30 protein-coding genes and 2 pseudogenes are annotated in these 25,554 nt (G+C 57.5%); 5 read left to right on the top strand and 27 right to left on the bottom strand.

Annotated features, from left to right (window positions below; translation table 11 throughout):
• The first annotated feature begins 68 nt into the window (after positions 1-68).
• Positions 69-1,049 carry a stage II sporulation protein M gene (locus tag FOI68_RS12040; RefSeq protein ID WP_143863322.1) on the top strand — a complete coding sequence of 327 codons (981 nt, stop codon included), beginning with the start codon at positions 69-71 and terminating at the stop codon, positions 1,047-1,049.
• Here the strand turns inward: FOI68_RS12040 and FOI68_RS12045 are convergent.
• The 5 genes from FOI68_RS12045 to FOI68_RS12065 are packed head-to-tail and all read right to left on the bottom strand — an operon-like array spanning position 1,016 to position 6,005.
• A complete protein-coding gene (locus FOI68_RS12045) occupies positions 1,016-2,386 on the bottom strand; it encodes a DUF58 domain-containing protein (protein WP_044899046.1) in 1,371 nt (456 codons plus the stop codon). The genes FOI68_RS12040 and FOI68_RS12045 overlap by 34 nt on opposite strands.
• The gene (locus FOI68_RS12050; protein WP_065066750.1) at positions 2,337-3,257 is read right to left on the bottom strand and encodes an AAA family ATPase; all 921 of its coding nucleotides are present in this window, start codon (positions 3,255-3,257) and stop codon (positions 2,337-2,339) included. Before FOI68_RS12050 ends, FOI68_RS12045 begins: the two co-directional genes overlap by 50 nt.
• A 7-nt stretch (positions 3,258-3,264) precedes the next feature.
• Positions 3,265-4,398, bottom strand: a complete 1,134-nt coding sequence (locus FOI68_RS12055) for a DUF4350 domain-containing protein (protein WP_029100101.1) — start codon at positions 4,396-4,398, stop codon at positions 3,265-3,267.
• A complete protein-coding gene (locus FOI68_RS12060) occupies positions 4,382-5,017 on the bottom strand; it encodes a DUF4129 domain-containing protein (protein ID WP_065066769.1) in 636 nt (211 codons plus the stop codon). Before FOI68_RS12060 ends, FOI68_RS12055 begins: the two co-directional genes overlap by 17 nt.
• Positions 5,010-6,005 (bottom strand): DUF7847 domain-containing protein, encoded by a 996-nt coding sequence (locus FOI68_RS12065; protein WP_035295581.1) that lies wholly within the window; start codon positions 6,003-6,005, stop codon positions 5,010-5,012. Before FOI68_RS12065 ends, FOI68_RS12060 begins: the two co-directional genes overlap by 8 nt.
• 589 nt (positions 6,006-6,594) lie before the next feature.
• Between FOI68_RS12065 and FOI68_RS12070 the strand changes: the two genes are divergently transcribed.
• Positions 6,595-6,990 (top strand): hypothetical protein, encoded by a 396-nt coding sequence (locus tag FOI68_RS12070; protein WP_143863323.1) that lies wholly within the window; start codon positions 6,595-6,597, stop codon positions 6,988-6,990.
• A 441-nt stretch (positions 6,991-7,431) separates the two neighbouring features.
• Here the strand turns inward: FOI68_RS12070 and FOI68_RS12075 are convergent, their stop codons facing one another.
• The 5 genes from FOI68_RS12075 to FOI68_RS23970 form a co-directional block, all read right to left on the bottom strand.
• Positions 7,432-8,571, bottom strand: coding sequence for a glycosyltransferase family 4 protein (locus FOI68_RS12075; RefSeq protein ID WP_143863324.1), 1,140 nt, complete (start codon positions 8,569-8,571; stop codon positions 7,432-7,434).
• Positions 8,572-8,673: 102 nt separating this feature from the next.
• Positions 8,674-10,674 carry a CotS family spore coat protein gene (locus FOI68_RS12080; RefSeq protein WP_143863325.1) on the bottom strand — a complete coding sequence of 667 codons (2,001 nt, stop codon included), beginning with the start codon at positions 10,672-10,674 and terminating at the stop codon, positions 8,674-8,676.
• Between the two features lie 198 nt (positions 10,675-10,872).
• The gene (locus tag FOI68_RS23460; protein WP_185973934.1) at positions 10,873-11,436 is read right to left on the bottom strand and encodes a hypothetical protein; all 564 of its coding nucleotides are present in this window, start codon (positions 11,434-11,436) and stop codon (positions 10,873-10,875) included.
• Positions 11,437-11,645: 209 nt separating this feature from the next.
• On the bottom strand, positions 11,646-12,590 hold the full coding sequence (locus FOI68_RS12090) for an NAD-dependent epimerase/dehydratase family protein (protein ID WP_143863326.1): 945 nt from the start codon (positions 12,588-12,590) through the stop codon (positions 11,646-11,648).
• Positions 12,591-12,756: 166 nt separating this feature from the next.
• Positions 12,757-12,888, bottom strand: a complete 132-nt coding sequence (locus tag FOI68_RS23970; protein WP_255433452.1) for a hypothetical protein — start codon at positions 12,886-12,888, stop codon at positions 12,757-12,759.
• 108 nt (positions 12,889-12,996) lie between these two features.
• Here FOI68_RS23970 and FOI68_RS12095 point away from each other — a divergent pair, with 108 nt between their 5' ends.
• Positions 12,997-13,194, top strand: a complete 198-nt coding sequence (locus tag FOI68_RS12095; RefSeq protein ID WP_029100093.1) for a hypothetical protein — start codon at positions 12,997-12,999, stop codon at positions 13,192-13,194.
• A gap of 269 nt (positions 13,195-13,463) precedes the next feature.
• Here FOI68_RS12095 and FOI68_RS12100 read toward each other — a convergent pair whose 3' ends face one another.
• The 6 genes and pseudogenes from FOI68_RS12100 to FOI68_RS12125 all read right to left on the bottom strand — a co-directional run bounded on the left by FOI68_RS12100 (position 13,464) and on the right by FOI68_RS12125 (position 16,408).
• Entirely contained in the window at positions 13,464-13,958 is a 495-nt protein-coding gene (locus FOI68_RS12100) for a hypothetical protein (RefSeq protein ID WP_143863327.1), read from the bottom strand.
• Positions 13,959-14,229: 271 nt separating this feature from the next.
• Positions 14,230-14,481 (bottom strand): spore coat associated protein CotJA, encoded by a 252-nt coding sequence (locus FOI68_RS12105; protein WP_035294930.1) that lies wholly within the window; start codon positions 14,479-14,481, stop codon positions 14,230-14,232.
• 18 nt (positions 14,482-14,499) lie between these two features.
• Entirely contained in the window at positions 14,500-15,003 is a 504-nt protein-coding gene (locus tag FOI68_RS12110) for a manganese catalase family protein (RefSeq protein WP_035295585.1), read from the bottom strand.
• Positions 15,004-15,090: 87 nt separating this feature from the next.
• Positions 15,091-15,493: pseudogene (locus FOI68_RS12115) on the bottom strand (NUDIX domain-containing protein); the annotation flags it as partial.
• Positions 15,494-15,534: 41 nt separating this feature from the next.
• On the bottom strand, positions 15,535-16,014 hold the full coding sequence (locus FOI68_RS12120; protein WP_143863328.1) for a DUF4188 domain-containing protein: 480 nt from the start codon (positions 16,012-16,014) through the stop codon (positions 15,535-15,537).
• A 196-nt stretch (positions 16,015-16,210) separates the two neighbouring features.
• A complete protein-coding gene (locus FOI68_RS12125) occupies positions 16,211-16,408 on the bottom strand; it encodes a hypothetical protein (RefSeq protein WP_065066759.1) in 198 nt (65 codons plus the stop codon).
• A 215-nt stretch (positions 16,409-16,623) separates the two neighbouring features.
• Between FOI68_RS12125 and FOI68_RS12130 the strand changes: the two genes are divergently transcribed.
• The gene (locus tag FOI68_RS12130) at positions 16,624-17,169 is read left to right on the top strand and encodes a YdcF family protein (RefSeq protein ID WP_143863329.1); all 546 of its coding nucleotides are present in this window, start codon (positions 16,624-16,626) and stop codon (positions 17,167-17,169) included.
• Between the two features lie 261 nt (positions 17,170-17,430).
• Here FOI68_RS12130 and FOI68_RS12135 read toward each other — a convergent pair whose 3' ends face one another.
• The 4 genes from FOI68_RS12135 to FOI68_RS23465 form a co-directional block, all read right to left on the bottom strand.
• Positions 17,431-18,030 carry a hypothetical protein gene (locus tag FOI68_RS12135; RefSeq protein ID WP_143863330.1) on the bottom strand — a complete coding sequence of 200 codons (600 nt, stop codon included), beginning with the start codon at positions 18,028-18,030 and terminating at the stop codon, positions 17,431-17,433.
• Positions 18,012-18,602: an RNA polymerase sigma factor gene (locus tag FOI68_RS12140; RefSeq protein WP_143863331.1), complete on the bottom strand. Its 591-nt coding sequence runs from the start codon at positions 18,600-18,602 to the stop codon at positions 18,012-18,014. The genes FOI68_RS12135 and FOI68_RS12140 overlap by 19 nt, the downstream gene beginning before the upstream one ends.
• Positions 18,603-18,888: 286 nt before the next feature.
• Positions 18,889-19,104 carry a hypothetical protein gene (locus FOI68_RS12145; RefSeq protein ID WP_029100086.1) on the bottom strand — a complete coding sequence of 72 codons (216 nt, stop codon included), beginning with the start codon at positions 19,102-19,104 and terminating at the stop codon, positions 18,889-18,891.
• Between the two features lie 230 nt (positions 19,105-19,334).
• The gene (locus tag FOI68_RS23465) at positions 19,335-19,508 is read right to left on the bottom strand and encodes a hypothetical protein (protein ID WP_185973935.1); all 174 of its coding nucleotides are present in this window, start codon (positions 19,506-19,508) and stop codon (positions 19,335-19,337) included.
• Between the two features lie 272 nt (positions 19,509-19,780).
• On the opposite strand from FOI68_RS23465, the gene FOI68_RS12150 reads away from it, so the two are divergent.
• Positions 19,781-21,250, top strand: a complete 1,470-nt coding sequence (locus tag FOI68_RS12150; protein ID WP_044899498.1) for a recombinase family protein — start codon at positions 19,781-19,783, stop codon at positions 21,248-21,250.
• Positions 21,251-21,266: 16 nt separating this feature from the next.
• Here the strand turns inward: FOI68_RS12150 and FOI68_RS12155 are convergent.
• The 7 genes and pseudogenes from FOI68_RS12155 to FOI68_RS12185 all read right to left on the bottom strand — a co-directional run.
• Positions 21,267-21,365 (bottom strand): annotated as a pseudogene (locus tag FOI68_RS12155) (manganese catalase family protein); the annotation flags it as partial.
• Positions 21,366-21,376: 11 nt separating this feature from the next.
• Positions 21,377-21,628, bottom strand: a complete 252-nt coding sequence (locus tag FOI68_RS12160; RefSeq protein WP_029100084.1) for a spore coat protein CotJB — start codon at positions 21,626-21,628, stop codon at positions 21,377-21,379.
• Positions 21,629-21,859: 231 nt separating this feature from the next.
• Positions 21,860-22,141, bottom strand: a complete 282-nt coding sequence (locus FOI68_RS12165; RefSeq protein ID WP_029100083.1) for a hypothetical protein — start codon at positions 22,139-22,141, stop codon at positions 21,860-21,862.
• A 223-nt stretch (positions 22,142-22,364) separates the two neighbouring features.
• Positions 22,365-23,132: a C39 family peptidase gene (locus tag FOI68_RS12170; RefSeq protein ID WP_029100082.1), complete on the bottom strand. Its 768-nt coding sequence runs from the start codon at positions 23,130-23,132 to the stop codon at positions 22,365-22,367.
• A gap of 66 nt (positions 23,133-23,198) precedes the next feature.
• Positions 23,199-23,549: a YolD-like family protein gene (locus FOI68_RS12175; RefSeq protein ID WP_143863332.1), complete on the bottom strand. Its 351-nt coding sequence runs from the start codon at positions 23,547-23,549 to the stop codon at positions 23,199-23,201.
• Complete coding sequence (locus FOI68_RS12180; RefSeq protein WP_143863333.1) at positions 23,546-23,989, bottom strand: YhjD family protein; 444 nt, start codon at positions 23,987-23,989, stop codon at positions 23,546-23,548. Before FOI68_RS12180 ends, FOI68_RS12175 begins: the two co-directional genes overlap by 4 nt.
• Entirely contained in the window at positions 23,986-25,227 is a 1,242-nt protein-coding gene (locus tag FOI68_RS12185) for a DNA polymerase IV (RefSeq protein ID WP_044899495.1), read from the bottom strand. Before FOI68_RS12185 ends, FOI68_RS12180 begins: the two co-directional genes overlap by 4 nt.
• Positions 25,228-25,554 lie beyond the last annotated feature (327 nt).

Raw genomic sequence — 25,554 nt, forward strand, 5'->3', positions numbered from 1 at the left:
CTCCCTTCCCCGAAAAGTGACTACCTTTTTTATCCTGAAAACAGACCATGCGAAACGGAGGGTTCCTCGTGAATGTGACGTCGTTTTGGCACACCCACAAATCCACCTGGGCCGAGCTGGACCGGCTGCTGGATCGCTTTCACAAGCGGCCGCGGGAGATCGGAGCGGCCGACATCGACCGGCTGACACTCCTGTACAAAAAAACCTCCGCCCATCTGGCCTACATCCGCACCTATCACCCGCACGACGAAGTGACCCGCTATTTGAACCGACTGGTGGCCCGCGCCCACAACGTCGCGTACAAGCAGCAGTCGACCAGCGGCGGACAGCTCTCCCGCTTTTTCTGGGCCCACCTGCTGGAGCTGATCCGCAAACGCCTCCCGTTCATCGGCTGGGCGGCTGTCCTGTTTCTGATCGGCGGCGTTTCCGGGTTCGCCGCCGTCATGGCCGATCCGCTGAATCTCTACTTTGTCCTGCCGGAAGGGATGGCCGAACAGATCGATCCCGGCCGGCTCGGCCAGGGACACGAATCGATCGACAGTCCGATGATCTCCACGCTGATCATGATCAACAACATCAAGGTAGCGATCCTCGCCTTCATCAGCGGCGTGACGCTCGGCCTGGTGCCGCTCTATCTGCTGCTGTTCAACGGGCTGTTGATCGGAGCGCTGGCCGCCGTCTACTGGCAGGCGAACGCCAGCTACGCGTTCTGGGCCTACATCCTGCCGCACGGCGTGATCGAGCTGACGGCCATCTTCATCGCCGGCGGGGCCGGTCTGCACATGGGCTACCGCCTGCTCGTACCCGGACCGTACCACCGCAAATACCAGTTCCTGCAGGCGGCCAAGGAATCGGCCCAACTGCTGCTCGGGACGCTGCCGCTGTTTGTCGTCGCCGGAATCATCGAAGGGTACATCACGCCCTCCGCGCTCTCCCTCGAGGCGAAATACGCGGTGGCGATCCTCACCCTCATCGCCATTGCCGGCTGGTACGCGTACGGGCTAAAGCGGCAGCGTCACAGCGCTTCTCTCGCCTTGATCTCCAAGTAGCGGTTCACTACCGCCAGCGTTAGCTGATCGGCCGGGACGTCCAGCACCTGGATGCCCGCGCCGATCATGTTTTGTTGGAACGCTTTTCGGTCGAGCTGGAAGCGCTGGGCCAGCGCCTTGATATAGGCCAGGCGGCTGCTGGTCGTCTCCGCCCGGTTCCAGGCGTGCAGGAGCGGGTCGGCGAGGGAGAGCAAAAGCAGCAGGTGACTGCGCCGAATCCGCCAGAGGTACGCGGCCAACTGGTCTTCCAGCAGGTAGTTTTCCATGTCGGAAAACAGCACCATCAGGCTGCGCCGCTTCTGCTGCCGGTGCAGGTACTCCAGCGCCTGCAGCGGATTGGATTCGACGAAGTCGCTCTGCAGGTCAAAGACCGCTTCCAGCAGGGTGTGCAGGTGGGCAAGCCCTCTGCCCGGCGGGACGTACACCTTGATTTCATGTGAAAAGGCGAGCAGCGCCACCTGGTCCCCCTGTCTCAGGGCGACGGCGGCCAGCGTCAGCGCCGCTTCCAACGACAAGTCCAGCTTCGTCCGGCCGTCCAGTTCCACGCCCATCATCCGGCCGCAGTCCAGGAGAATCGTCACCACTTTCCCCTGTTCGGGGCGGTACTGGTTGGTCATCAGGCGGCGCGTCCGCGCGGAGGCCGACCAGTTGATGTGGCGGGGATCGTCATCGGGCACGTAGTCGCGGATCGCGTGAAATTCCGAACCCGACCGCGCCCGCCGCATCACTTTCCTGCCGTCGACGATCAGGCTCTCCTGGAGCGAGTTGAGGTACCCGCGCACGGCGGACAGATCGGGATACACCTTGACAGACTGCTCGCAGGACAGTTTGGCCTGCTTTTGCCACAATCCGATGTTCCCCCTGTAGCGCAGATACAGATGGGACCACGTGTACGTCCCCCGCTCCCTGGCGCGGGTCTCGTAGCGGACCGTGATGGTGCCCGGCGGCAGTTCTCCCGCAAGCGGCTCCAGCCGCTCAAACGAAAGCGGCAGGTCGTCGAGCAGTTCGTACCAGACGATTTGGCCGCTCCTGTTCTCCAGGCGGACGCAGACGGACAGCGCCCGGCCGAGATCGATCTGCTCCGGCAGTTCACGCGACGCGGTCAGCTCCCTGCGCCTGGGAAGCGTCGCCAGGTCGATTACGCTCGCGATGACGAGCAGCCCGTTCACTACCCAGAACGCGGCATACCCCCAGCCGAGCAGGTACCCCGCCGCGGCCAGCGGGCAGCCGGCCAGCGCCAGGAGAATCAGCCGCCTGGTGGGCAGCACGAAGTCGTCGAGGAAAAACCTAGCGAGGAACCGGAATCGCGGCCAGCGTCTCATCGATGATGTGGTCACTGGTTCCCCCCTCCAATTCCACCTGCGGCGCGAGAATCAGCCTGTGGCGCAGCGCCGGTCGGGCGACCGCCTTGACGTCGTCCGGCGTGACGTACATCCGCTGATCCAAAACGGCCCAGGCCTTGCTCGCCATCAGGACGGCGATGCCGGCCCGCGAACTGGCCCCCAGCAGCAGCCGCTTGGTCTCCCGGGTCTTGCGAATCAGCGTGGCGATGTACTCGAGGATCGAATCTTCCACCACCACGTCGGCCAGCTTCCGCCGCTCGCGAGCGATCTCCTCGACGCTGATGACCGGCTCGCTCGCTGCTGCCGGTTCGGCAAAGAACGGCACGTGCTGCCTGAGAATCTGCGTTTCCTGTTCATGCGACGGGTAGCCGACCTGCAGTTTGAACAGAAACCGGTCCAACTGCGCTTCCGGCAGGACGTACGTACCTTCGTATTCCACCGGGTTTTGCGTGGCGATGACAAAAAACGGATCAGGCAGCGGATAGGTGACCCCGTGAATCGTCACCTGCCGCTCTTCCATCGCTTCCAGCAGCGCCGCCTGCGTCTTGGGAGGCGTGCGGTTGATCTCGTCAGCCAGAAGCAGGTTGGCAAAGACCGGTCCCTTCACCGTTTCAAACCGGTTTTGCTGCATGTTGAACACGACGTGGCCGATGATGTCGCTCGGCATCATGTCGGGGGTAAACTGAATCCGCTTGTATTCTCCGCCGATCAAGCCGGCCAGGGTGCGGACCATTTTCGTCTTGCCGATCCCGGGCACCCCTTCGAGCAGCACGTGACCGCCGGCGAGCAGCGCCGCGAGCAGCAGCCGGATGTTGTGCCGCTGCCCCAACACGCGTTTCTCCATTTCTTGCAGCAATTGTTCCACGTCACATTCACTCCTTTTCCAAGCGCTCTGTCATGTCGTCCAGCATGCGGCTGTCGGCCACCAACTGCTTGAGCGAGCAGCGCCCCGCCGCTTTTGCCGCCTCGATCCGCTCCAGCAGTCCGATGAGCGCGGCCGCCTCCGCTTCGCTCCATCTCGCCCTGGCGGCCGCCGCGATTTCATGGGACGAAGCCCGGGTGTGAAGCCCCCAGCGCTCCTGCATCATCTGCCGCAGGTACGCCTCCCGGATCTTCAAGGCATCCAGGGCCAAGCGGCGCCGTTCGTACCAGCTCGCCACGGCCAGCAGCGTTTCGTCCCCGCGCCGGACCGTCCATTCCCGCAGGGTGTAGACGGGGCCGAAGCGTTTTCCCTTCCGCCACAGCCAAAGCAGGAGCACCACGCCCAGTTGGGCCAGGGCCGCCACCAGCCACCCCGGGTAGACGGCGAGAATGCCCGGCTGCTGCCGATAGCCGTGATGGTATTCATCCAGCCAGGTGACGCTCCAGTCCCCCTGCAGGTGGGGCCAGATCAGTTCGAAGTGGGAGTGGTTCATCACCTGCTCGTTCGTCAGCCACTCGGGCACGAGAAACAGCGTGACCGTACCCGCCCCCACCTTCGTCCGTCCGGCGATGATGCCCAGATCGTCGGAAAGGAGCGGCTCCAGGTCCGGCGTGTTGTCCAGCCGCATGTACGCATGCACCAGACCGGTCCGGCCCTGACCGGCGGAAGGGCCGTGGATGGGCCTCTCTTTCGCCTCATCTCCTGCCTCGCCCGCTGCGGAGGCCGACAGGTGGGCCTCCTCCCATCCAGACGGATTGCGTTCAAACACGATCAGGTCGTTGCCGCTCTCCACCCAGCGGAGGATATCCTCCCGTTCGCTGTCCGTCACCTGGCGCGGTTCGACCACAATCAGCGCCTGGCCGCTGCCCGGCGGCAGAAAGCGCCACGGTTGGCGCCACTCCTTGACGCCGTTCCGCTTTTCCCCCAGCAGCGTCGCGATTGCCTTGAGACCAGCCGGCTGAGGCGAAAACGAGACGTACGGCGGATACGACGGGGCGGCCGGTTTGATCAGCAGCCAGCCCAGCGCGAGAAACAGCAGTACGGCGGCGGCGAGAGCCGCACGGTATCTAGTGACGGTCCCCATGTTGTCCCTCCCCGCTCCACTGCCGTTCCAGTTCGCTCACATGCCGCCAAAAGACCGCCTCGTCCACGCTCTTCCTGCCGTACCACACCTGTTCAAAGGCGTGCGCATGACGGCGAAAGAGCGGTTCCAGGTCCGGCTGTCGGTCGCGCAGCTCATCCATATACTCCCAGTTGGTCTTCCACGTTTCCACCCGAATCCACGACCGCTCCTGCAGGTACAAGAGCAGGGACAGAAACATGAGGCGCATGCCTTCCCGCCACTCGCCCCGCTGTCCCAGCTCCTTGGCTTCCCGCAGGCAATCCGCGTGCGTGCGGATGTGTTCCCCCCTCGCCAGCAGCGCGGCTTTTCGCTGTTCCGCCCGCACCATTCGGCGGACCAGCCAGCAGATCAGCACAACCAGGCCGATCAGGGCGGCGGCGATGATTGCGCCGGACAGCGTGCTGGCCGCTCCGGGCGGCACGTCGGCGTGCCGCAGCAGGCGGGCGATGGTCTCCACGATGTGCTCCAGCAGCGGATCCAGCCAGCTTTCCCCCTCCCCGGACCGGACGGCATACTCGTCGGCGGACAAAATCTCCGCCAGCCGTTCCTTGTCGCGGGAGAGTTGATTCGCATCAATCATGGCTGCCATCCAACTCCGCCGCAGCCGAAGTCTCCGCCTGCCTCCTCAGCATCGCTTCCACGTCAGTCCCTTCATAGCGGACCTTCAAATCCAGATAGGCAAGGGCGTAGACGATCATCATCCACGGGATGAGCAGACACGAGACCAGCACCTGGATCAACTGGCTCAGGATGGATACGCCAAAAGCGGCGATCGACAAGGCGGAGATGCCGCCGGAGAAGATGGTATAGATCACCGTCAGCACCAGATACAGCGCCATTAGACGCCAGAAGCTGCCTTTCGTCAATTTCCAGCTCCGGCCGATGCCGATCCCCTCATGATCCAGAAGCACCACCGGCAGGTAAAACCCCCAGCGAAGCAGAAAAAAACCGGGAACAAGCACGATTCCGGCGAGAAACAGCAGGTACCCGCCAATCATCAAAACGATGACGGCGACCGGCGAAAGATCGCTGTCTTCCGCCGCCAGGCCGGCAATGCCGAATCCGAGCACGGATAAGAGAACGATGGCCAGAACAAAGGCCAGCATGATGCCTGCCATGATCAGTCCGAACACAAACGTGCTGCCGGCCAGCGGCCACACCCGGCTCAGCGCCTGCTTTAGCGCCGCTTTCACGTTGACCGGCTCCCCTGTCACCGCCGCCCTGGTCATCAGCAGCGCCGCCGAGAGCATAAGCGGATAGACAAACAGCATCGTCACCGGCACCCAGACGAGCAGGTACAACAGCAGGTGCCCCAGGTTGTCCGTCAGGGTGGCGTCGGACGCCCCCAGGCGGTTTTGCCAGAATTCCCAAAAGGTCGACGATTCGTCATCGCTCGTCACCAGGGGCATGCTGCCGAGATCGGTCATCAATACCTCCTGAATCAGGAGAAACGGTCCAAACAGCAGCATCGTCAAGAGAAAAAACGGGACAAAATGATGCCGGTAGACGGAGAAGCTCCGATCCAGCAGGCTTCCCACTCCCATGGGTTCAAGCTGCAAGTGATTCATGCACGAGACCTCCACCATACGTTTTAGGGATTTCTCGATCATTATACACGATTTTCCTTCCTTTTTAAAAAATTCCTCTGCATTTGGAAAAATGCGTCGAATGCTCTTCTTCCGCAGTTCATCCCGCCCCAAGCGGGCAATGCGCCGCTTCTGATGACCGGACTCGGCTTAATCTGCACGGTCCAGACCTTTCTGCTTTTCGCCGCCGCGGCAGTCTTCGCCGGTCTGTTCGGCCATCAGCCGGACGTCCCGCCGTGGGCAGGTACGTCCCTTACGCAAAGCTGCGCTATTTGCCTTCCTCGGCATCCGGCTGGCGATTTCGCACAAGTGGCGGACGGATCGGCCGACATTCGCGAACGCGCATATCCGGTACGGGCCCCGGCCCGTTCGGCAAGGACTGGCTCATTTTTTCGCCTGCTGGATATTTGTCCATTTCCGGCACTTCCGCCGTGCATATACTACACCATGCACAGATGGAGGTGTCAGCATGAAATCGGCCAAAGCAGCGAAAAAGAGGAGTGCCCGTACCGCGTCCCGCTCCCGTTCTCGCGCCGCCGGAACAACGCGGCGCAGGAAGAGAAGCGGCAAGATGTTGCGCGTACATGTCCGATCGCCGCGGGTAAACGTCACCACGCCTGTCCCTCAGGTGAACGTCGCGGCGCCCGAGGTTCGTGTGGACACACCGCCGCCCGCCATCATCCCGCCTCCTGTCGTCAAGGTGAATGTCGACTCTCCGGAGACGGCGGATTGCGTCAGCATGAACAGCCTGCGAAAGGAACTGGAACGATACATGAAGCACAAGCAAACGGTCGAAGTCATCCTGTCCGTCGATTGGGGAGCGCAAAGCCGCCGTTACCGGTTCGGGAACCTGGTTCGCGTGGAAGACGGCATCATCGAGCTGAATCCCGCTCCCAGCGACGAGACTGCCCCCGGCAGTGTCATCATTCCGCTGAATCGGATAGTGGCCGTCATCCCGACCTCCTGAACGCATGTGGAACCAGACGTGTCTGCCTGCCGGCTCGGGCGAATCCCGGATCGATTCGCTGTCGCACGTACGGTCCGCGCCTGAGCCGAGCTGCGTTTTTCCCCCGATCGTGCCCCATGGCGTGTACGCTTTCCACAGGCGGACAAGCCTGTTCCGCAGGTGCTCCCGGCGCCGCCTGGACGTGGGCCGTGCCTTTTCGCCGTTCCGGCTGACGCGCTGCCCCTCTGCGTTCCTCAAACGGCCCCGTCAGATGCTGATCGCGGGCCCGCTGAAAAAAGAGAACAGGGAGGCGTATCCCGGCACGGGCCAGCCGCGCGAATCGGTTTTGCACCGATAAACGATCCCGCAGCAAACGTGTGCCGGTCATACCCTCCCTGTCTACTTTCCAAACGGACGCGCTTTTTGATTTGCCATCCACAAGGCGGACGATTCAACGGGCCGCTATCCGTTCCAGACTTGCAGCACTTCACTTGCCACCCGGTTCCACGTGAATCGTTCCTCGGCCAAACGCCGGCCGGCATTGCCCATTCTCCGCTGCAGATCGCGGTTGGAGAGCAGCGTGTGCAGCTTCTCGGCAAACGCCTGCGGATTTTCCGGCTGTTCGACCAAAAGGCCGTTGCCGTTGACGATCACCTCTGGATTCCCGCCTCGCTGCGTCGTGACAAACGGCAGTCCGGCGGCCATCGCTTCATAGTGGACGCGGGCGAGCGGTTCCTCCCACTGCGAGGGGCAGACAAAAATATCGCCGGCCCAAAACCAGTGGTGAATCTGTTCGGCCGGCACGTATCCCGTCGTGATGACCGGAACGGGGGAACGCGCCGCCAGAGCGCGGACGTAGGCCACGTAATCGCTCACTTTGTCCACGCTGTACCAGGAACCCCCGACCAGGACGAGCGCAATGTCGGAATGGAGGCGTGACAGTTCGTTCATCGCCCGGACCAGGATGTCGGCACCTTTCTTCGGAGTGAGCCGTCCGACAAACAAGATGACCTGCTTTCCGTTCAGTTTGTACTGCGAGCGGAGCTGGTTGCGAATTTGCTTGGCCGCCTGCGACCGCTCCCACGGAACGAACAGGTCCAGATTTACACCCGAATAGATGGTGCGTACCTTGGGCGCCGCCTGCGGATACAACCCGCAAATCACCTTGCCCACGTAATTGCTGATGGTGATGATCCGCTCCGTTTCTTCGATCGCCCTGACCGCTACGTCGGGATCAATTTTGGCAGGATCGAACATGTCGTTATGCATGCTTAAAATGATCCGCGCGCGGGGACACGCTTCCCGGATCAACGGCACCAGGCGCGGCCGGTTGAAGACGTGAATGATGTCGTACGAATTGCTGCGGAGAAATTGGATCACTTCTTTCGCGTACAGTTCATAGGCGCCCTGTCCGTTGACGCGCACGTACCGAACATTCCCTTTTGTTTCCTCCTGCGGAAGCGACGGATCCGACGTCCCCAACACCGTCACGTTGTGATGCTTGCCGAGAACATTGACGATACCGGCGATATAGGTTTGAATGGCACCGCCCCGGATTGGCGGTACGGGCAATTTTTCCGTACAGATCAGTAACCCCTTCATCCGAATTCTCCTTTCCCATCACGCCGCTTGGTTCAAGCCGGCGGTCAGTCTGGCTCACTTGTCGCCGTACGGCTTTCGGACGGCAGCTTTGGCCGCCTTGGTTCAAGTCGCCGCTGTTTGGCCGAAGAGGCGTTTTCTGTTTTTGACTGCCTGCTTTTTGTCTTTGTCCGCTCTCCTTGTCAATGCGGATGGTTTCTGTACCTTTCGTTTGCGCTGCACCGTTGAGGCCGCTCGTTTGATCAACTGTTTCAGCTTGATGACGTCGGTTTTGCTTTTCTGCTTCGGTCTGCGCTTCGCCGCCGACGGAGCAGGCTGTGTCGGTTTGCGCTTCGTCGTCGGCCGGGACGTCTGGACCGGTTTGCGCTTCGTCGTCGACCGGGACGTCTGTACCGGTTTTCGCTTCGTCGTTGACCGGGACGTCTCCGGTTTGCGCCGGCTCACGCTTGTCGCCGTTTTCACCGACGGCCGTTTTTTCTGCAGGCGGCTCTCTTCTCGTTTCACCTTGCGGACACGCTTGCGGTAAACGTCCTTCGCGCCTGCGGCTTTGAGTTTTACCCGCGCTTTATCCCGCACGACAGGTGCCTTCGATACGGCGGCGGGGTCTTTCACCTCGGTTTCGGACAGCGAAGCGCCGACCCGTTCCTTTTTCTTCGTCACGGCAGCAGGCTCTTCTGCCGTACGCCGTTTTTCTTGCACCGCCGATTCACGCTGTGCATCCTCACGCCGTTTTTCCTGCACCGCCGGTTCACGCTGTACGACCACACGCCGTTTTTCCTGCGCCGCCGGTTCACGCTGCTCGGCCGCACGCCGTTTTTCTTGCGCCGCCGGTTCACGCTGCTCGGCCGTACGCCGTTTCCCTTTCTTCGCCGATTCAGGCTGCGCGTCTGCTTGTGCCGGCTGCTGCAGGACCCATTTGTCCGCATCCGGCACGCTTTCCCTGACCGGCCGGCGCGGTTGGCGCAACGCCGCCAACTGCTCGTAATGTTCCGCTTTGTATTTGGATTTGTCCTTGGCCAGCTCCGCCAGCGCCTGCCACTTGGATTGGTCCGCGGCGACAATCCGCTGCTGGATGGCTTCCACTCCTCCCGTGCTCAAAAACGTCACCGGATCGAAAAACACCTCTTTGAGATGCTTGTAAAACTCGTTGGGGAGAGCCATGTCGATCAGCAGCACGTCGAAGCTTTCCGCACTGAGCGGATTCGCCTCGTGGTAAGCCTCGATCATCCCGCGCATCCAGGTGGTATCCCAGACGCCCATGTCATCCATCGTGCTCGTAATCAGCTTGCGCAGGTCGCGAAAGGGGAGGTCGTACGCGACCCCGTCCAGGTCTATCACCCACAGACCGCCCGGCCCCATCTGCCCGTTGGACCATCCGTAATCCTGGTGAACCAGTCCCCAATACGGTTCGCCCATCGCCACCATGTGCCGGTAGGGAGACTCGTTCAGCTTTTGCAGCGCGTCCCAGGCCTGCCGCTCAAACAGGTCGACAACGGAGAGAATGGACTTGCTGGCAGGAATGTCGTTGTACACTTTGGCGACTTCGCGCAGCCAACCGATCTTTTTGGCCACCTTCTTGTAGTAGTTGGGCCATTTGTGCAGCCGTGACGCGTTCTTTGCCCCTTGCGGAGGGACGTACCCCTTGGAGTAGCGATGAAACTCACCCAGCCCGTAGCACAACTGCTGGGCCCCTGCGAGGTCGATTTTGGTCGCCGGCGTGAGGGGTTCCACCCAGTCGGTGACGATCCAGAGCTTCCCGCCGCTCTCGACAAACAGTTTGCCGTCTTTTGCCGGGATGAGCGCGGGAACTCTGCCCCCCTGTTGGTGAATGTACGCTTGCGCCCCGACACTAAACATGCTCCTCGCCGGAGCGCGGTGCAGCAGCTTCAGGCTGCGCGGCCCCTTGTTGGTCTGGATCCGCCAAATGGCACCGCCCTTGTCAGGTTTCGAGGTGATCAACCTGCGATCGCTGACAGACATGTCGTAGTGAGTCATCACTTTCACCGCCAGCTCGTCGATCTCCGGCGGCACGTGCAAATCCCAATCTACAGGCTTCGGTCCTGTTGCCTCTGGGTTATCCCACGGCTTGATAACATATTGATCCATTGTCTCCCTCCGAAGTACGTTTTGTAAATCGGTGTAAATCTTTTATAAGGTATTCGTAGCGAAGGGATCACGTAACGGACAAATATCTATCCGCTCTTGAGAAATCCTGCCAACCGCCCTCTCGTCCGCACCGGAAAAAGAAAAATCGATGCGCCTGCTCGGCGCATCGTCTCGACGCGTTGTGTGCTGATGCTGTTCTCAGTCGTCGTCCTCTTCTTCGTCCTCATCTTCGTCTTCTTCTTCGTCCTCATCTTCGTCTTCTTCGTCCGTTTCTTCGTCTTCACCGGACCCGTCTGCGTCTTCTTCCTCGTCTTCCTCTTCGTTCTCTTCCTCGTCGTCGCCTTCGTCCCCATCCTCGTCTTCTTCTTCGTCCTCGTCTTCCTCGTCCGTTTCTTCGTCTTCATCGGACCCGTCTGCGTCTTCTTCCTCGTCTTCTTCGTCCCCATCTTCGTCCGTCTCGTCTTCGTCGTCTTCTTCCTCGCCGTCTTCTTCCTCGCCGTCGTCCTCGTCTTCTTCTTCGGATTCTGCCTCGTCTTCGTCGTCTTCGTCCTCTTCATCTGCGGCCGCTTGCGAGACGACGATTTCCGTTTCTTCGTCGTCTTCCTCGTTCAGGTCCTCTTCCAGGACCGGGTCATGGCCGGACGAATAGATCAGTTTCTTCTTGTTGCCGTCCGCGTATTCGATCCCAACCTCCAATTCCTCGATCCCGTTTTCGCCCTTCAGCGTTTCGCTCAGATGCTCCAACCAGGTTTCTTGTGCCATCTGCCTATGACCTCCCACCATCAAGTGTCATGCTTGCATGTTGTCATCGGATTCCCCTTTGACTTGTAACACTATATGAACCTGTCTGCTTGTCGGTCTGAGCAGATGTCCACTCTCCATAGCGGAATTTTGGTTCCTGTCCAAAGGGGGGATCGAGGCGAACGACCGATTCGCTGTGCACCGCCGCCGGTGCTGTTCGCTGCAATCGTTCAGGGAAGCACGGAACGGATGTCGGCGATCTGCCGGGCCAGGCCGTCTGCCAGGGAAACAACGGGCCGGTACCCCAGCAGACGCTCCGCTTTTGAGATGTCAGCCCACGTGTGTCTCGGTTCCCCGTGGAGATTTCCCGTGAAACGGAGCGTGGCCTTCTCTCCCGTCAACCGCTCCAGCATGGCGATGACGTCCAGCACGGAGGCCCGTTCCAAACCGCCGATGTTGATCGTCTCGCCGATCACCCCGTTTGCCGTCAGCGCCGCAGCCGTGGCCTCCACACAGTCGGCAACGTACGTAAAATCGCGGGTTTGCCGGCCGTCTCCAAAAACCGTAATCGGTTCGTGGTTCAGCAGGCTGTGGATAAACAAATGGAACGCCATGTCGGACCGCTGGCGCGGGCCGTACACGGTAAAATACCTCAATATCACAATCGGCACCCCGTAACAGAGCCGATACACATTGCACAAATGCTCTCCGGCCAACTTGCTGACACCGTATGGGGAAAGCGGCACGGGCGGAGCGTCTTCCGGGACCTGTCCGGTCTTTTCACCGTAGACGGACGAGGTGGAAACGTAGATGAACCGATCCAACTTGCTCATGCGGGCCGCCTCCAGCAACCGCTGGGTAGCCAGGATATTGTGCGTGACATACAACTGAAAATCGCTGCCCCAACTGGAACGAACACCAGGCATGCCAGCCAGATGATACACCACATCGACTCCTTGCAGCAGGGCGGGGAGATCGGCCTGGAGCAGATCTTCCTGGATAAACCGAAAGCGCGGATGGTTGACGAGCGCGGCGATATTTCTCTGTTTGACAGGAGCGAGCGACGGATTGACAAACACATCGAGGCCCACCACTTCCGTTCCCTCCATCTGCAGCAGCCGTTCGCACAGATGGGAACCGACAAAGCCGGCGGCGCCTGTCACCAGTATGTTCATGGTCGCGATACCCCCTTTCTCGGAATGCACAATCGCTTCATAGCCGAAGCCTCCGCTCGTTTTGGCCGACAAGCAGCACGCTGCTGCAAAACGCTTGCTAAATAGTATGCAGACAAAAGACGAACACTTGGACGCATACCGCTTTCCGCGCAAATTTGGCTCTTGTCTACCCGGCCCCGGACAAGCGGATCGGGCGCGGCACGGTCACCGTCGTGGCGCCGGCAATCGCCTGACGTCCGCCTACACGCAAAAAGGAGCCGGCGGTTTTTCCGTCGGCTCTCTCGCTTTGTACCGGCAAGTCGATTGGTCAGCTTGCCGGTCTTCAAATGGCACCGGCTTTTTCCCGAAACCATGGCCCGCCTCATTCGTAAGCGTATATAACCAGCAGTCTGAAGGAGTGGTCATGTTGTTCAAAAAACTGATAAACAGCCTGCTCGGCAGCCGTCCCGCTTCCCGTACATACCGGCGGTACAGCAGCAGCGATTACAAGCACGGCGGCTATCACAAGCAGCATGATGGCCGCGGTCATGGACACGGACACGCGTACTACGGAAGCGCCCATTACAAGAAAAAGCATTCCAGCAGCGGCTTTTTCAGCAGTTGACTCATCCGCTCGGCAGCGTTTCCCGTATGGCCCCGCCGCGTTACGCGGGGCTCTTTGTGTTCCCGACCACTCCAAATTGTGGTATCATTGGAAATATTCTTTCGTTGGGTGGGAAATGGATGATCGAATACGTGAAAGAAATGAGAAAGATCATCGGAACCAAACCGCTGATGAAACCGTTTCTAAAGATTTTGCCGCTATCTTTAAGGAATCCCAGGATACTCACGGCCTTCATTTTCAGCATCGCCGCACATAATAGCGCTGAGGTCTCAGTAAGGAGGTTGCTCGACTTTATACCAATCCGTTTTCCCAAGCAGGGCAATCAGTCTCTCCGCATCTTCCTGCTTGTACGCGTCACGGTCAAAAGCTGGCTTCATGTCGAACGGCTTGATGTAGTACTCCCCTTCTTTTGTCTGTACGTACATGAGGTATTTCCGCTGTGTGACGACCTCGTTCGTTCCGTATTCCACAATCCATACGGAAAGGGAGTTTACCGTTCCGACAAGGTTTGTTTTGGTTCCTTTGTTCACCCCATCCACCAATTGATTTCGTTTCGATTCTTCGGAAATGGTTGAAATCAGTTCCGGTTGAGCTTTTTCCGAGCCTTCTCTATACATGAGAATCGAAACCGCTGTCAGGTTTTCGTGCGGCAGCACGGATTCCGGCCGGCTCTCTGATAACGGCGATACCAGTTTTCCGGAGCATCCCGTCATTACCACCAAACAAGAGATCAACAGCAAAAAAACAGGTAGATTTCGAATCATGTACGTTTGTCCTCCTCTTTTCGGAAGAAGCAACCTTCACAAGCAGGGACGGCTGCTTTGGAATCTTTTCGCCAAAACCGCACCGGCTCCTACTAATTGTACGCTACGTTCACGCCTGGCCTTTGCCTCATCGATTGGTCCATCCTCTTCACAAACCGGGGAGAAAGTAACGAACCCCTCAGACATGGCGGTCACAAGCTCCCCCCTGCAAAAGCAAAAAGCCATCCGCTGCCTGAACGTGGATGGCTCTCCGATATGCCCAAACGCTTTTCTACTCCCGGTACGGATTCTCATACGGATCATACAGCCACCGAAACAGCGTGCCCGCTACCAGCGCTTCCGGCAGCGAAAACTGGTCCATGTACGGGTCGGGCGGGTACGGTTTGACCGGAGGCAGGTTCACGGGCGGATAGCCCCCCGTCCCCGGCGGGTAAAAGCCGACCCGCGGGGGAAAGTGGCCTGCCCGGGTGACCGGATGCGGGCTGCCTTTGGCGGCGGCTTCGCGGGATTGTTCCTTCTTCATGCGCGCATCCCTCCTTCGTCAAAAATACTTTTTCGTCTTGTAGTGTTCTTCCACGATGCACAGCGCTTCGCGGAAGCGTTGGGAGTGGACCACTTCCCGCTCGCGCAGGTATTTTAAGACCTGGATCACATCCGGGTCGTCCGTCAGGTTGATCAGCCATTGGTAGGTGGCGCGGGCCTTTTCCTCGGCGGCGATGTCCTCCGCCAGGTCGGCGATCGGGTCGCCCTTGGCCTGGATGTACGCCGCAGTCCAGGGATTGCCGTTGGCGTCCGTATAGAACAGCGCCTTTTCGTGATCGGCATACATCGATCCCAACCCGGCCGCCCGCATCTGCTCCGGCGTGGCGTCTTTGACCAGCTTGTGGACCAGCGTGGCGATCACTTCCAGGTGCCCCAGCTCTTCCGTGCCGATGTCCGTCAGCAGCGCCTTGGCCCGCTCGTTCGGCATCGTGTAGCGCTGGTTCAGGTAGCGGAGCGCCGCAGACAGTTCGCCGTCCGGCCCGCCGTATTGTCGCAAAGGGATGAGTTTCCCGGAGACAGCATGAGCGCCCTCTTTGAAGCGAAGGGTTTCGTCGTTTGCGCATGTGCTTGTCCCGTTTTGCTGTACAACTCAATCGCCCACTCGTCCGAGGAGTTCATGGGGATTCACGGTCCATGACTCATATGGCACCATACTCTTCTTTCGCCATCGCGTCCAGCGTTCGGGATCGAAAATGAGGTCGTGTGATGTACGCGTCTATGTTTGATTCGTGCAACGCTACAAATTTGGCTTCTTGGATTTCTTCCGGTTGAATCTGGATCGTACCGCTTACATATTCGCCGTAGAACACAACGGTAAGAATATGACTGGCAGCATTATAGTAAACACCTGTGATGCCTTTGGGCTGTATGGTTACATTCGTTTCCTCCAAACATTCCCGAACAACCGCTTTGTCCAAAGGTTCTCCTTCTTCCACCTGGCCTCCCGGAAGCTCCCACGTATCCGAACGCCGATGGGTCTTCACCAATAGTACGTGCCCTTACACCTTCATCCGAATGAATGATCGATTTCCGTTCACTCAAAAAATGAAGTACGCTCCATACGTTTTCTTGCGGTATTAAGTTCATTGGTAATTCGCACATGCGAGAATGCTTTAGCCAAACCATATATTGGCATGTTAATATAAAGGGATTCATTTTTTTCAACTTTGTAGGTTTCATGATATAAACCTACCGCTCCGCTTTTCTCCATTTTTTGGTAAAACATTTTCATCGCTTTTGAGTGTGTGGTTCCATATGTATATGCTTCCAAGTGTTCATACGACTTCCAGTATTGAATCGTCGTTACTGTACGCCAGCCAATGACAGTTGTCTCTCGAAGGAATCCTAACTCTGGATTTTGATAAAGTTCCTTAAGCATTGGTGTCATTGCCTGTATGGCTGATATCCATTTAAAAAAACCAGAAAGTTTATTTAATCGCACACCGATAATAAATACTACAAATCCATCTTCGGTTTTTGCGGTGAACGCACCCTTATGTATACTTGTCGACATAGTTGGTCATCCCCATTTCTAAGAAATTTTGGATATATCATAGCATAAAAATCAGATAAAATTTTAAATATTACTTATTTTTATACCACTCTCTCCTTAAACAAGATTGACCGTTAGCGAAATGAAAAAACGGCTGCCACAGCAACCGCTATCCCGCTATCGGTCTCCGTTCGTGAGAAATGTTAGGTGGCGCCTATTACGATTTGTCTTTCTCGTCGTCTTTCTGTTCCAGAAACGGCTGCAGCGGATCTCCGCCAACACGCCCGGACATCATATCGTCGAAAGGGGTGTAATTGGTTCTGTTTGGCAGCCTATTTTGTCGGATCGAGGTAAAAATCACCCAAAACAAGCCAGCTGCCATAACAACGGCAACTATGATAACGATTGCGCTCATCCGCATCACCACGTTTCGTATTTATTGATAAGAATTTTTCCATAGCATCCATATCCCGTTCTTTCTTGATTGTTTTCCAATCCCCTCCCCTTTTTATTGCGAGAAGAGATACTTTGCAAAAAAAATCCTATCACTCAGAAGGGTTCCACTCGTTTCATCCGTAATACTAATCGCACAGACTTGCTTGAAACGGTAAAAATTGGAGTGACGAAAACATGATCACGTATCAAGCGTTGTCCGATTTCATTTTTGCGGATCGCCGTCATCTCTTCTCCTGTCCTGATCTCGTGATTTACCATCCAGGTCACTATACCGAATGCAACAACGCGATCATCAAGCTGTACCAAGAGGAGGGGTTCGCAAAGATTACGCTATCCGCGGCCCCCAATCGCTTCATGGATGGACAATCGGAGTATGACGTACATAAACCGATTCTTATCGAAGGGGGCATCCCGGAACACGACATTATCCGCATCTCAGAGGGAACCACGATTGAGGAGATCATCAAACACTCATTTCAAATTCCTCAGCAGCAGGGATTCCCCATCCATAAGGTCCTGTTGGTGGGAAAGACCTTTTTTGCGAGACGGTTTCTCCTTTTGGGCGAACGGTATGCTCCTCAGGGTACCGTGGTCGACGTACTGGGACTTGTCGATCATCGAGGTATCACGAAGGACAATTGGATGAATTCCCCCCAAGGAAAGCAGAGGGTCATTGGCGAACTGGAGAAAATAGCCAAAATGTTGGGCAGCAGCCACTAATCTTCTGACACATTTCGTATATACACGTCTCGATGATTCGTACATTTGTTTGCGTTGATTTAACTTTTGATTCGCATGTGATGGAAAAACAAAAGACGGGAGATATTGGGCCTACTGTTTTCTAAATGCCTCCGAAGGCAAGGGTTCTATCCCAGAAAAAAAATCGGATGGCACTCGGGTGATTTTCCTGCTTAACTCTGATGAAGACGGTTTGTGGAAAGCAAAATATACTTGTAACGAGTGGCAATACCTCTCCAACATTTATTGAATTGGCTTTATTACCTTTCCCTTCCCAGACCGTATGTCTGTGATCACCCATCTCCCCTCCTGATCTAACTCTAAAAAATAAACATGGTTGGAACCATCCGAATGCTTTACAAACACGTAACCTCGCTTATGATCTTCATGTAAATATACACTTGGTTTAAAACTGCCGACCTCTTGGGCCCCAAGGATCGCCCCGTAGATTGATGTTAGGGGATCATGATCCAACTTTCTTCTACGTTCTACCATGTCAATCTGTTTAAACCCCTTCATATTAACAGGGAGCGATTCGACAATATCTTCGTCGATCATGTTTTGTTGTTCCGCAAGTTGCAGCTCTATCTCCTTTTGTGCTTGCCGTTGTTCTTCATTTATCGGTATTTTAAAGAAGGGAAACGCGTTCGTAGCATAGCCCACGCCCCCCAGGCCGAGAACGAACAGCATGCATCCCATTATGACAGCCACTTTCCTCTTCGGAAGCAAAATCGACTTTGGTTTCCTTTCCTTGTCTTTTATCGTTTGTAGAAACACAGATGTATCGTCCTCTATCATGCTCGCCTGTTGACGTAGAAACATTTTCAGTAATTTGTCTGGCATTCGTTTTTCCTCCTCTTGAAGTAATCAATTGATCGGGAGAGGGCGTCTGATTGCCGCAAAACGATTTCCAGTTTTTTACGAGCATGAAACATCTTGGATTTTACAGTTCCCTCCCGGCACGCCAGTACCGTCGCTATTTCTGATAATGGCATATCGTTAAAGTAATACAGGATGACAACAGTTCGTAATGCCGGACGAAGTTGATTGATTGCCTCATAAAGAGCTAGATACAGTTCATTTTGGTTGTTCGCCATTTCCTCATAGTTGAAACCGTTTATTTCCAAGTCGTCACGGAAGCTAAGGAACGTCAGCCACTTTTCCTTCTGTAATGCTTTTTTACTCATCCTTACCAGGATTTTGTAAAACCATGTTTGAAAACACGCTGGATTTCGTAATAAGTGAAGCTTTTGATAACAAATCAGAAAAGCATCTTGCACGATCTCTTCAGCCAATTCCTTATTCTGTGTAATCAGGTATGCCGTTTGTTTGGCTTTGTAGTAGTGCGTTGAAACCAACTGATCAAATGCGGAGAGATCGCCCTCTTGAAATCGTTGAATCAACTCACTGTCCATCTTTGCCTCCCCCCTCCAGTTCTTCAGCTTACACTATATATAGAGGCAAAGAGGCTGCCATCCGGTTCACTTTTTGAAAAAATATTCCATGAATGGTTGATGTTATGGAGGAAAATAAGTTGAACGCTACTAACAATTTTTTCGGGACATTTAGTGGGCAGGCGATGAACCAGGGACACTTAGGATAAGAATCAATTTGCACGGATCGATTACGATGACTCTTAAACGAAAATCGTCGTACGCAAATGCGAGAAAAACCATGACACGAAATCGCCTATGTGACTCATTACTCGTCTCCACGTCTGTTTATTTTTTTGCTTAGGAATTGGACACTCCTGTGGAGTCTGCCCACTTCCTCGTAAAACAACTGGGTGAGAAAGAGTAATGTCCCGATGATGATCCCACCGGCGATGATGACCCCAACCATTCCTGCAAAGGTTAACACAACGCAAACGAACGTACTGAGCAGGACAAAACCAAACCATTTTCCAAATACACGCATCGAATCCCCTCCTACCAACATGGTAACATTCACCAGAAACAAGCGGTATTACCAATTTGGTTGCTTTCCCCATCCCGATACGACCGTCGATCGGAGGGCGATGCGCGATCAAACGCATGGTGTTTTCCAACATTCCGCTTCAACCAAATCCGCGTTTTTTCCTGTATCCGCCATCCTGGTGCCGCCTCTCCCATCCCCCTCCTGCCAGGGGTTGTCCCATCCGGCATCGGTCACCCGATGCCCAGTTCCTCCATCACGGAGGCTTTTGCCCATCGCAACAGGACGTCTGCACACTTCTTGCTGACTTGTTTTCGAAGGTCAGGGGTCATGTCCACCGTTTCACCTGCTGCCCGGATATAGACCTTGTGCGGCAAGACCACAAGCGGTTTTGGCTTTCTTGCCACACCATCACCCCCTCTCCGTACTCTTTGTATGCGGGGTGGACACGTGGACGGGACTGTTTGCTGCGAACACCTCGACGAGGCGCAGATCGCCCGACGTCCCGGCATATACCTGTTCTATGAGGCCGCTTTGCGTATGGCGTACGCGTCTGGCCGTTTCAAAAGCATCACGATCGTTGGCATGCTTCCAGTGAAAAGACGGCGCGAACGCCCCTTGTCTTTGTGTTGATCGCGGCGGCCGAGGAGGAACCGACTGGCGAGGGGGGATTGCACCCATGACGATTGCTCTTTACATCCGCGTTTCCACGGAGGAACAGGCCCGCGAAGGGTTTTCCATCCCGGAACAGCAGGAACGCCTGCGTGCCTTTTGCACCGCGCATGGATGGACGGATTACGCGTTCTACATCGATGACGGTTACTCCGCCAAAGACACCAACCGACCGGCCTTCCGACGGATGACGGATGACATTCGGGCCGGCCGCATCCACATGGTCATCACGACCAAAATCGACCGGCTGACGCGGCGACTCATCGATCTCCTTACGTTCGTCGATGAACTGGACATGTACGAGTGCACCTACAAGTCGGCATCCGAGACGTTTGACACCGGCACCGCCGTCGGCCGGATGGTGCTGCAGCTCCTCGGCGTCTTCGCCGAATTTGAACGGGAACGGATCGCGGAGCGCGTTCGTGAAAACATGTACCACGCTGCCAAACAGGGCAGGCCGGTCACCGCTCCCTGCTTTGGGTACGACGTGGCGGACGGTCAATTCGTCATCAACGAGGAAGAGGCGCACTGGGTACGAAAAATGGTAGACATGACGCTAAACGGCCACGGCACCTGGAGCGTAGCCAAGATGTTGAACGAAAACGGTGTACGGACCAAACGGGGACGGGAGTGGACATTGAAGGCCGTCCGGGTCTTCCTCTGGAAAAACGAAATGCTGCGGGGCAATACGGTGTGGAATCAGCATGCGCGGAAAAACGGCAGGCTGATCCAACGCCCTCCGGACGAGTGGCTGCTGGTTGAGGGAACCCACGAGCCCATCCTTGACCAGGAGACGTACCGGAAACTCCAAGACGTCCTCGACCGCAGCCAGCGTGCCGCCCCGCGCTCCAAAGGGAGCCGCTATCTCCTCTCCGGGCTCGTGTTTTGCGGCCACTGTGGAGCGAAAATGTACGGCATGGACACCACCTGCAAAAAGAACGGCAAGGAGTACCGTCCACCGGCCCGATACCTGTGCGCGGGCTACACCAAGAAAGGCCAATGCTTTTACCACTACATCCCGTGTTCCGCTCTGGACCAACAGGTCATTCGGGAAATCGTCAGCCTGAGCCAGACTGACCTGGACGTTCCGCTGCATGCCGTCTCCGTGCAAGAAAACCACATCCGCGGGGAGCTTTCCCAGTCCAAACGGCAGCTCGCCTTCATGGACGAAAGGTTCCAGCGGCAGATTCGCGCATTCGAGCTCGGGATTCTGGACGAGGCCGACCTGCTGGAAGCCAAGACAAGGCTGAACGAGGAAAAACGGGCATTGCGTGAAAAGATTCGGACGCTGGAGGAACGTGTGGAGGCCGAGGTATCCCCGGAGGCGGTACAGGCGAAGATACGAAACAAGATCACCACCCTCCAAGAGGCCGTGGAAAACGACGACCGGGAACGGCTGAAAAATGGAATCCGGGAGATCGTTCACCAGGTCACCGTATACGACGGCAGCCGGATCGAGATCAGCTTTTGGGTGTAGTCATACCTTTGCGCCGGTCCGGCCCGCCGTACTGGGTGATCAGAAATTTGGCCATTTGCAGGTCCGGCCTGCTTACGCGGACGGGGATTTCCAGCTTCTTTTCATAAATCCACATCGCCGTTCACCTCAATACTCGATTTCCCACGGCCACGGCGTGGCGGTCCACACCCAGCGGCTGGGGGAAGACGAAAAACCGTACTGCATCAGCGGGCCGCACTTCGTTTCATACTCCGCTTTCAAGACCATCAGCTCTTTGGACAAGCAGTTGTATTGATGAACGGCGCGCTGGTCTCCCGGGTTCACGTCCAGATATAATTGCAGCTCGACGAGCGCAAACTGCACCTCCTGCAATTTGCGAAGCGCATTGCTGGGCTCCATGAGACTCCTCCTTTTGCTTCCCGCTGCCTCTGCCGGTGACGGGGCGAGCTTGTTTGCTCCGCACGTGCCCGGCGGGCGCTTTTTCTTCTCGTTACCACCGTATGCATCTAGGCGTTTGTCGGTCCCTCCCGCCGCGGCACAAACAAAAAACCTTTCGTCGTCCCGCTTCCGGGATGAGAAAGGTTTGCGTGTGCGTATTCGTCTCTGTACAGCGGCCGTGCGGTCTGCCCGCTAGGTGGTGACGGCCTTGGCCTTGGGTTTGGTGATAATGTGATGGCCGCGCGGCAGGCCCCGCTGCTGCAGTTCTTCTTCCGTCAGGATATGGAGCGTCTCGTCCTTGCACGGCATCGGCACCAATCCGCCAAACGGGCTCATGACCCGCCCGTTCGTGTCCGTTTCGATGACCACGTACAGTCCCTTGTTCTCCAACTGCTGAATGAACTCCGTCCAGCGTTTGGCGGTCATCTGCTCCGCGTGCCTGGTAAAAATGACACCCATTTCTTGTGCTAACATGTACAATCTCCTTTAACGTACGCATCAGGTCTTGATCGGAAAGATATCCTAACGATACTCTGAAACGTCCTGTTCTGGCAAAAAGCATTTCGCGCAAAAAACAGCGAAAAAATGCTGATTTTCCCCGCCTACCGTTTCAGGAACAGCACGTCACCACCGCGCACGGCATTTCACCGTGCCACGCTGTTTTTTGCGGCTTGCCTTTTCCTGGCTGCCCGTGCTGCTAGCGATAGGTAATGGCCTGTCTCCCCAGGGCTTCCCAGCTTCTTTTCAGGGCCTGGTGGGAGACGCGCCGCTGCTTGTCGCCGGACAGCGGATCGTTGACGTAAGCGTACCGCTGGTCATAGCCGACCAACAGCACGACATGTTCGTCAAAAGGGGCGGCGATTGGCCTGCCGTCCTTGTGCCATCTCTCCCATTCGGTCGGCAGGGTAAAATCGCCGGTCGTCCATATGACCACCGGCCGCCTCGCAGCCACGCTGTCCAGCAGCGCCTGATAGGTCCGCCCCGTCAAGTTCACCGTCCGTTCTCCCATGTAGCGGCGCAGCAGTTCTTCCAGGGGCTTGTTGTAGACCGCAAATCCCTTTCGTTTGCCGGTCATATCCCCGACGAATCCTTTGTTGGGATCGCCCCATTCCTTGATGTCGCCGTTTTTCTGCACCAGCGGCTCGGGGTCCTTTTTCACCTGGCGGGCCAGTGTCAGTTTATCCACATCGCGGCCGGCATACCGCAGCAGCATCGCCAGGCTGGTCACCTCACAGCCGTTCTTCAGCTCCGGCTTTTGGCTGATGATCGGGACATCGAGGATCATGTTGGACGGCCGGGGAGGCTGGGGAGCGGCAGGAGATGCCCCTGCGTACGGGGATTGTTCCGGAGCCGGCGCGCTCTGCACCCGGGGCGGCGGTGTACGCTCCCCGGCCTGGGGAGCCGTACAGCCCGCTGCGAAGGCGAGGGCTGCTGCGATCACAATCGGCCTGATGCGTTGGTTCACGCTGAATGCCTCCTTTGGTTTTATCCAAAGGGTGCCCCGCCAGCCGGCCGGCCATGTCCCCTCCGCTCAGGAGATTGCTGTCAGTTCCGCGTCCAGCAGGCGGGCAAACGGAATCCGCAGCGTCTTCTCCCCGCTCTTCAGCTTCAACTGCCGGCTGGCCGGATCGATGTGAACCACCCGGCCGCTCAGGCGGCGGGCCGCCTCACCGTCGTAGTAGGTCAGGCTCACGACGCCGCCCGTCTGGATCGCTTCCCAGATCCGCTCGCTCACGGCCGCCAGTTGTTCCTCGTCCAGTTCCGGGGGGATGTAGCGTCGCTCTTCCGCCTTGATCCGCAGGTACATCTCCCGATGCTCGGGCAGCACAAAACGGCTGGCCGCAAACAAATTGTCCTTCTTCGACACGCGTTTTTCCCTCATGTTGCCTTCTCTCCTTCTTCGCGGCCGATCCGCCGCGCATGACGTTCCGGCACCATCGCGCCCGGGTCCTGGCGGGGGGCTTGCTGCCGCATGATCCACAGCCGGGCCAGTTCCTGGCATTCGGCGCGCAGCACCTCAATGGAGTAGACCGCCTCCCGCACGTACCCGCGCTGCCGGTACTGCACCACGTAGACGCCTCGCTCCCGGCGGGCGCTCAGCAGGACGCATCCCCGCTGCCGCAAATGGCGGCGCAGTCTGTGATGCTGCCGCTCCGCCCAGCGGGACAGTTCCTCGAAAAACCAGTGGTACGACAGCTTCAAGGGAACCTGCCGCACCCGCCCCCAATCCGCCATGGCGGCGCGAAACAGCAAACCGAACAGGATGTACAGGCGCAGCAGCTCCTGTTCTCCCTCCGCCGCCTGCCCGTCCCGCTCCGTCACTTGTAGTGCCCCCCGATCTTGCGGGCACGCTCCCGCGCCTGCCCCGCTCCCAGCAGGGAAACGGCCCGCAAAATGGCATCCTGTCCGTAGCGGGCGCGGATGTCGTCCATGGCGCGGGCGAGCGAACGCTGCCTGTGCGTGTCGGTAAACAGGTTGAGCTGAACCACATTGTCGGGCACCAACTGTTCCAGGCTGACACCGACGCTGCGCACCGGCGTCTGCTGCCAGTGCCGGTCAAACAGGCGGCAGGCCGCTTCGTACAGCGTCATCGCGTCATGGGTCGGCTCCGGCAGCTTCAACTGCCGCCCAAAGCCGGCAGGGGCATCAAAATCGGCCCCGCGGCATCCGACCGAGACGACCGATCCCATCAGCCGCTTGCTCCGCGCCCGGCGGCATACCTCCTCGCACAGCTCCAGGAGCACCACCTTGATCTCGGCGGCGGTGTGATAGTCGCGCGGCAGCGTCATGTGATGGCCGATGCCCTTTTGCGTCTCGTGGGTCTGAAGCGACACCGGCGAATTGTCCAGGCCGTGAGCCGTGCGCCAAAGCACCTCGCCGTTTACGCCCCAGCGGCGGGCGAGCACCGCCGGAGACATGCGGGCGAGCTGCCCGATCTGGTAGATGCCCATGCGGTGAAAATGGCGCTTCATCCGCGAGCCCACCCCGAACAGCTTTTCGATCGGCAGCTTCCAGAGCGTGTCGGCCAGCTCTTCCCGCTTCAGCCAAAAGATCCCCTCCTCCCGTTTTTTGGCGAAGTTGTCGCAGGCCATCTTGGCGAGCACCTTGTTCTCCCCGATGCCGATCCGGGAGTTGATCCCCGTCTCCAGCCGGACGCGGCGGCGGATTTCCTCGGCGATCCGCCAGGGGTCGCCGAACAGCCGGACGCTTCCCGTCACGTCCAGAAACTGCTCGTCGATGGAATACGGCTCCACCAGATCGGTAAACGACTCAAAGATGCGGGTAATCTGCACGGAGACGCGGAGGTACGTCTCCATCCGCGGGCGAACGACCACCAGATGCCGGCACTTTTGCTGCGCCTGCCACAGCGCCTCCGCCGTGGTGACACCGTACGACTTGGCAATCGGGCAGGCGGCCAGAACCACACCGCTGCGCCGTTCGGGATCGCCGGCCACGACGACCGGTTTGTCCCGCAGCTGCGGATGGGCCGCCTTTTCAATACTGGCGTAAAAGCTCTGCATGTCAGCCAGGAAGATGATCCGCTTGCTGTCCTTGGTCATGATGTTCATCCCCCAACAGGAACATTTGTTCTCATCTTAAATCTGTTCTTAGTATAGCAAACAGATGTTCGCTTTTATACTCCCTGCTTGCAAAAAAGGCGCTGGTAATTTTTTCTTCCGCTTTCTGCCGAACGGCAGGGAGGACGGCGACCGGCAGAGAATCCCGATAAGCAGGAAGCCGAGAGGATAGCTTCGTCCACACGGCTGTAAAAGGCGCCCCAGGAGCAGGCGGCGGGCGGCGCGGGACGGAACCCCTTCGCCCGAGGCGAACACGATCCGGCATGCGTATCCGATCCCGAATGCCCCCACGCTGCAGCGAGCCGGTGG

Source organism: Brevibacillus sp. LEMMJ03 (genome assembly GCF_007197875.1).
GTDB classification, from domain to species: Bacteria; Bacillota; Bacilli; order Brevibacillales; family Brevibacillaceae; genus Brevibacillus; species Brevibacillus thermoruber.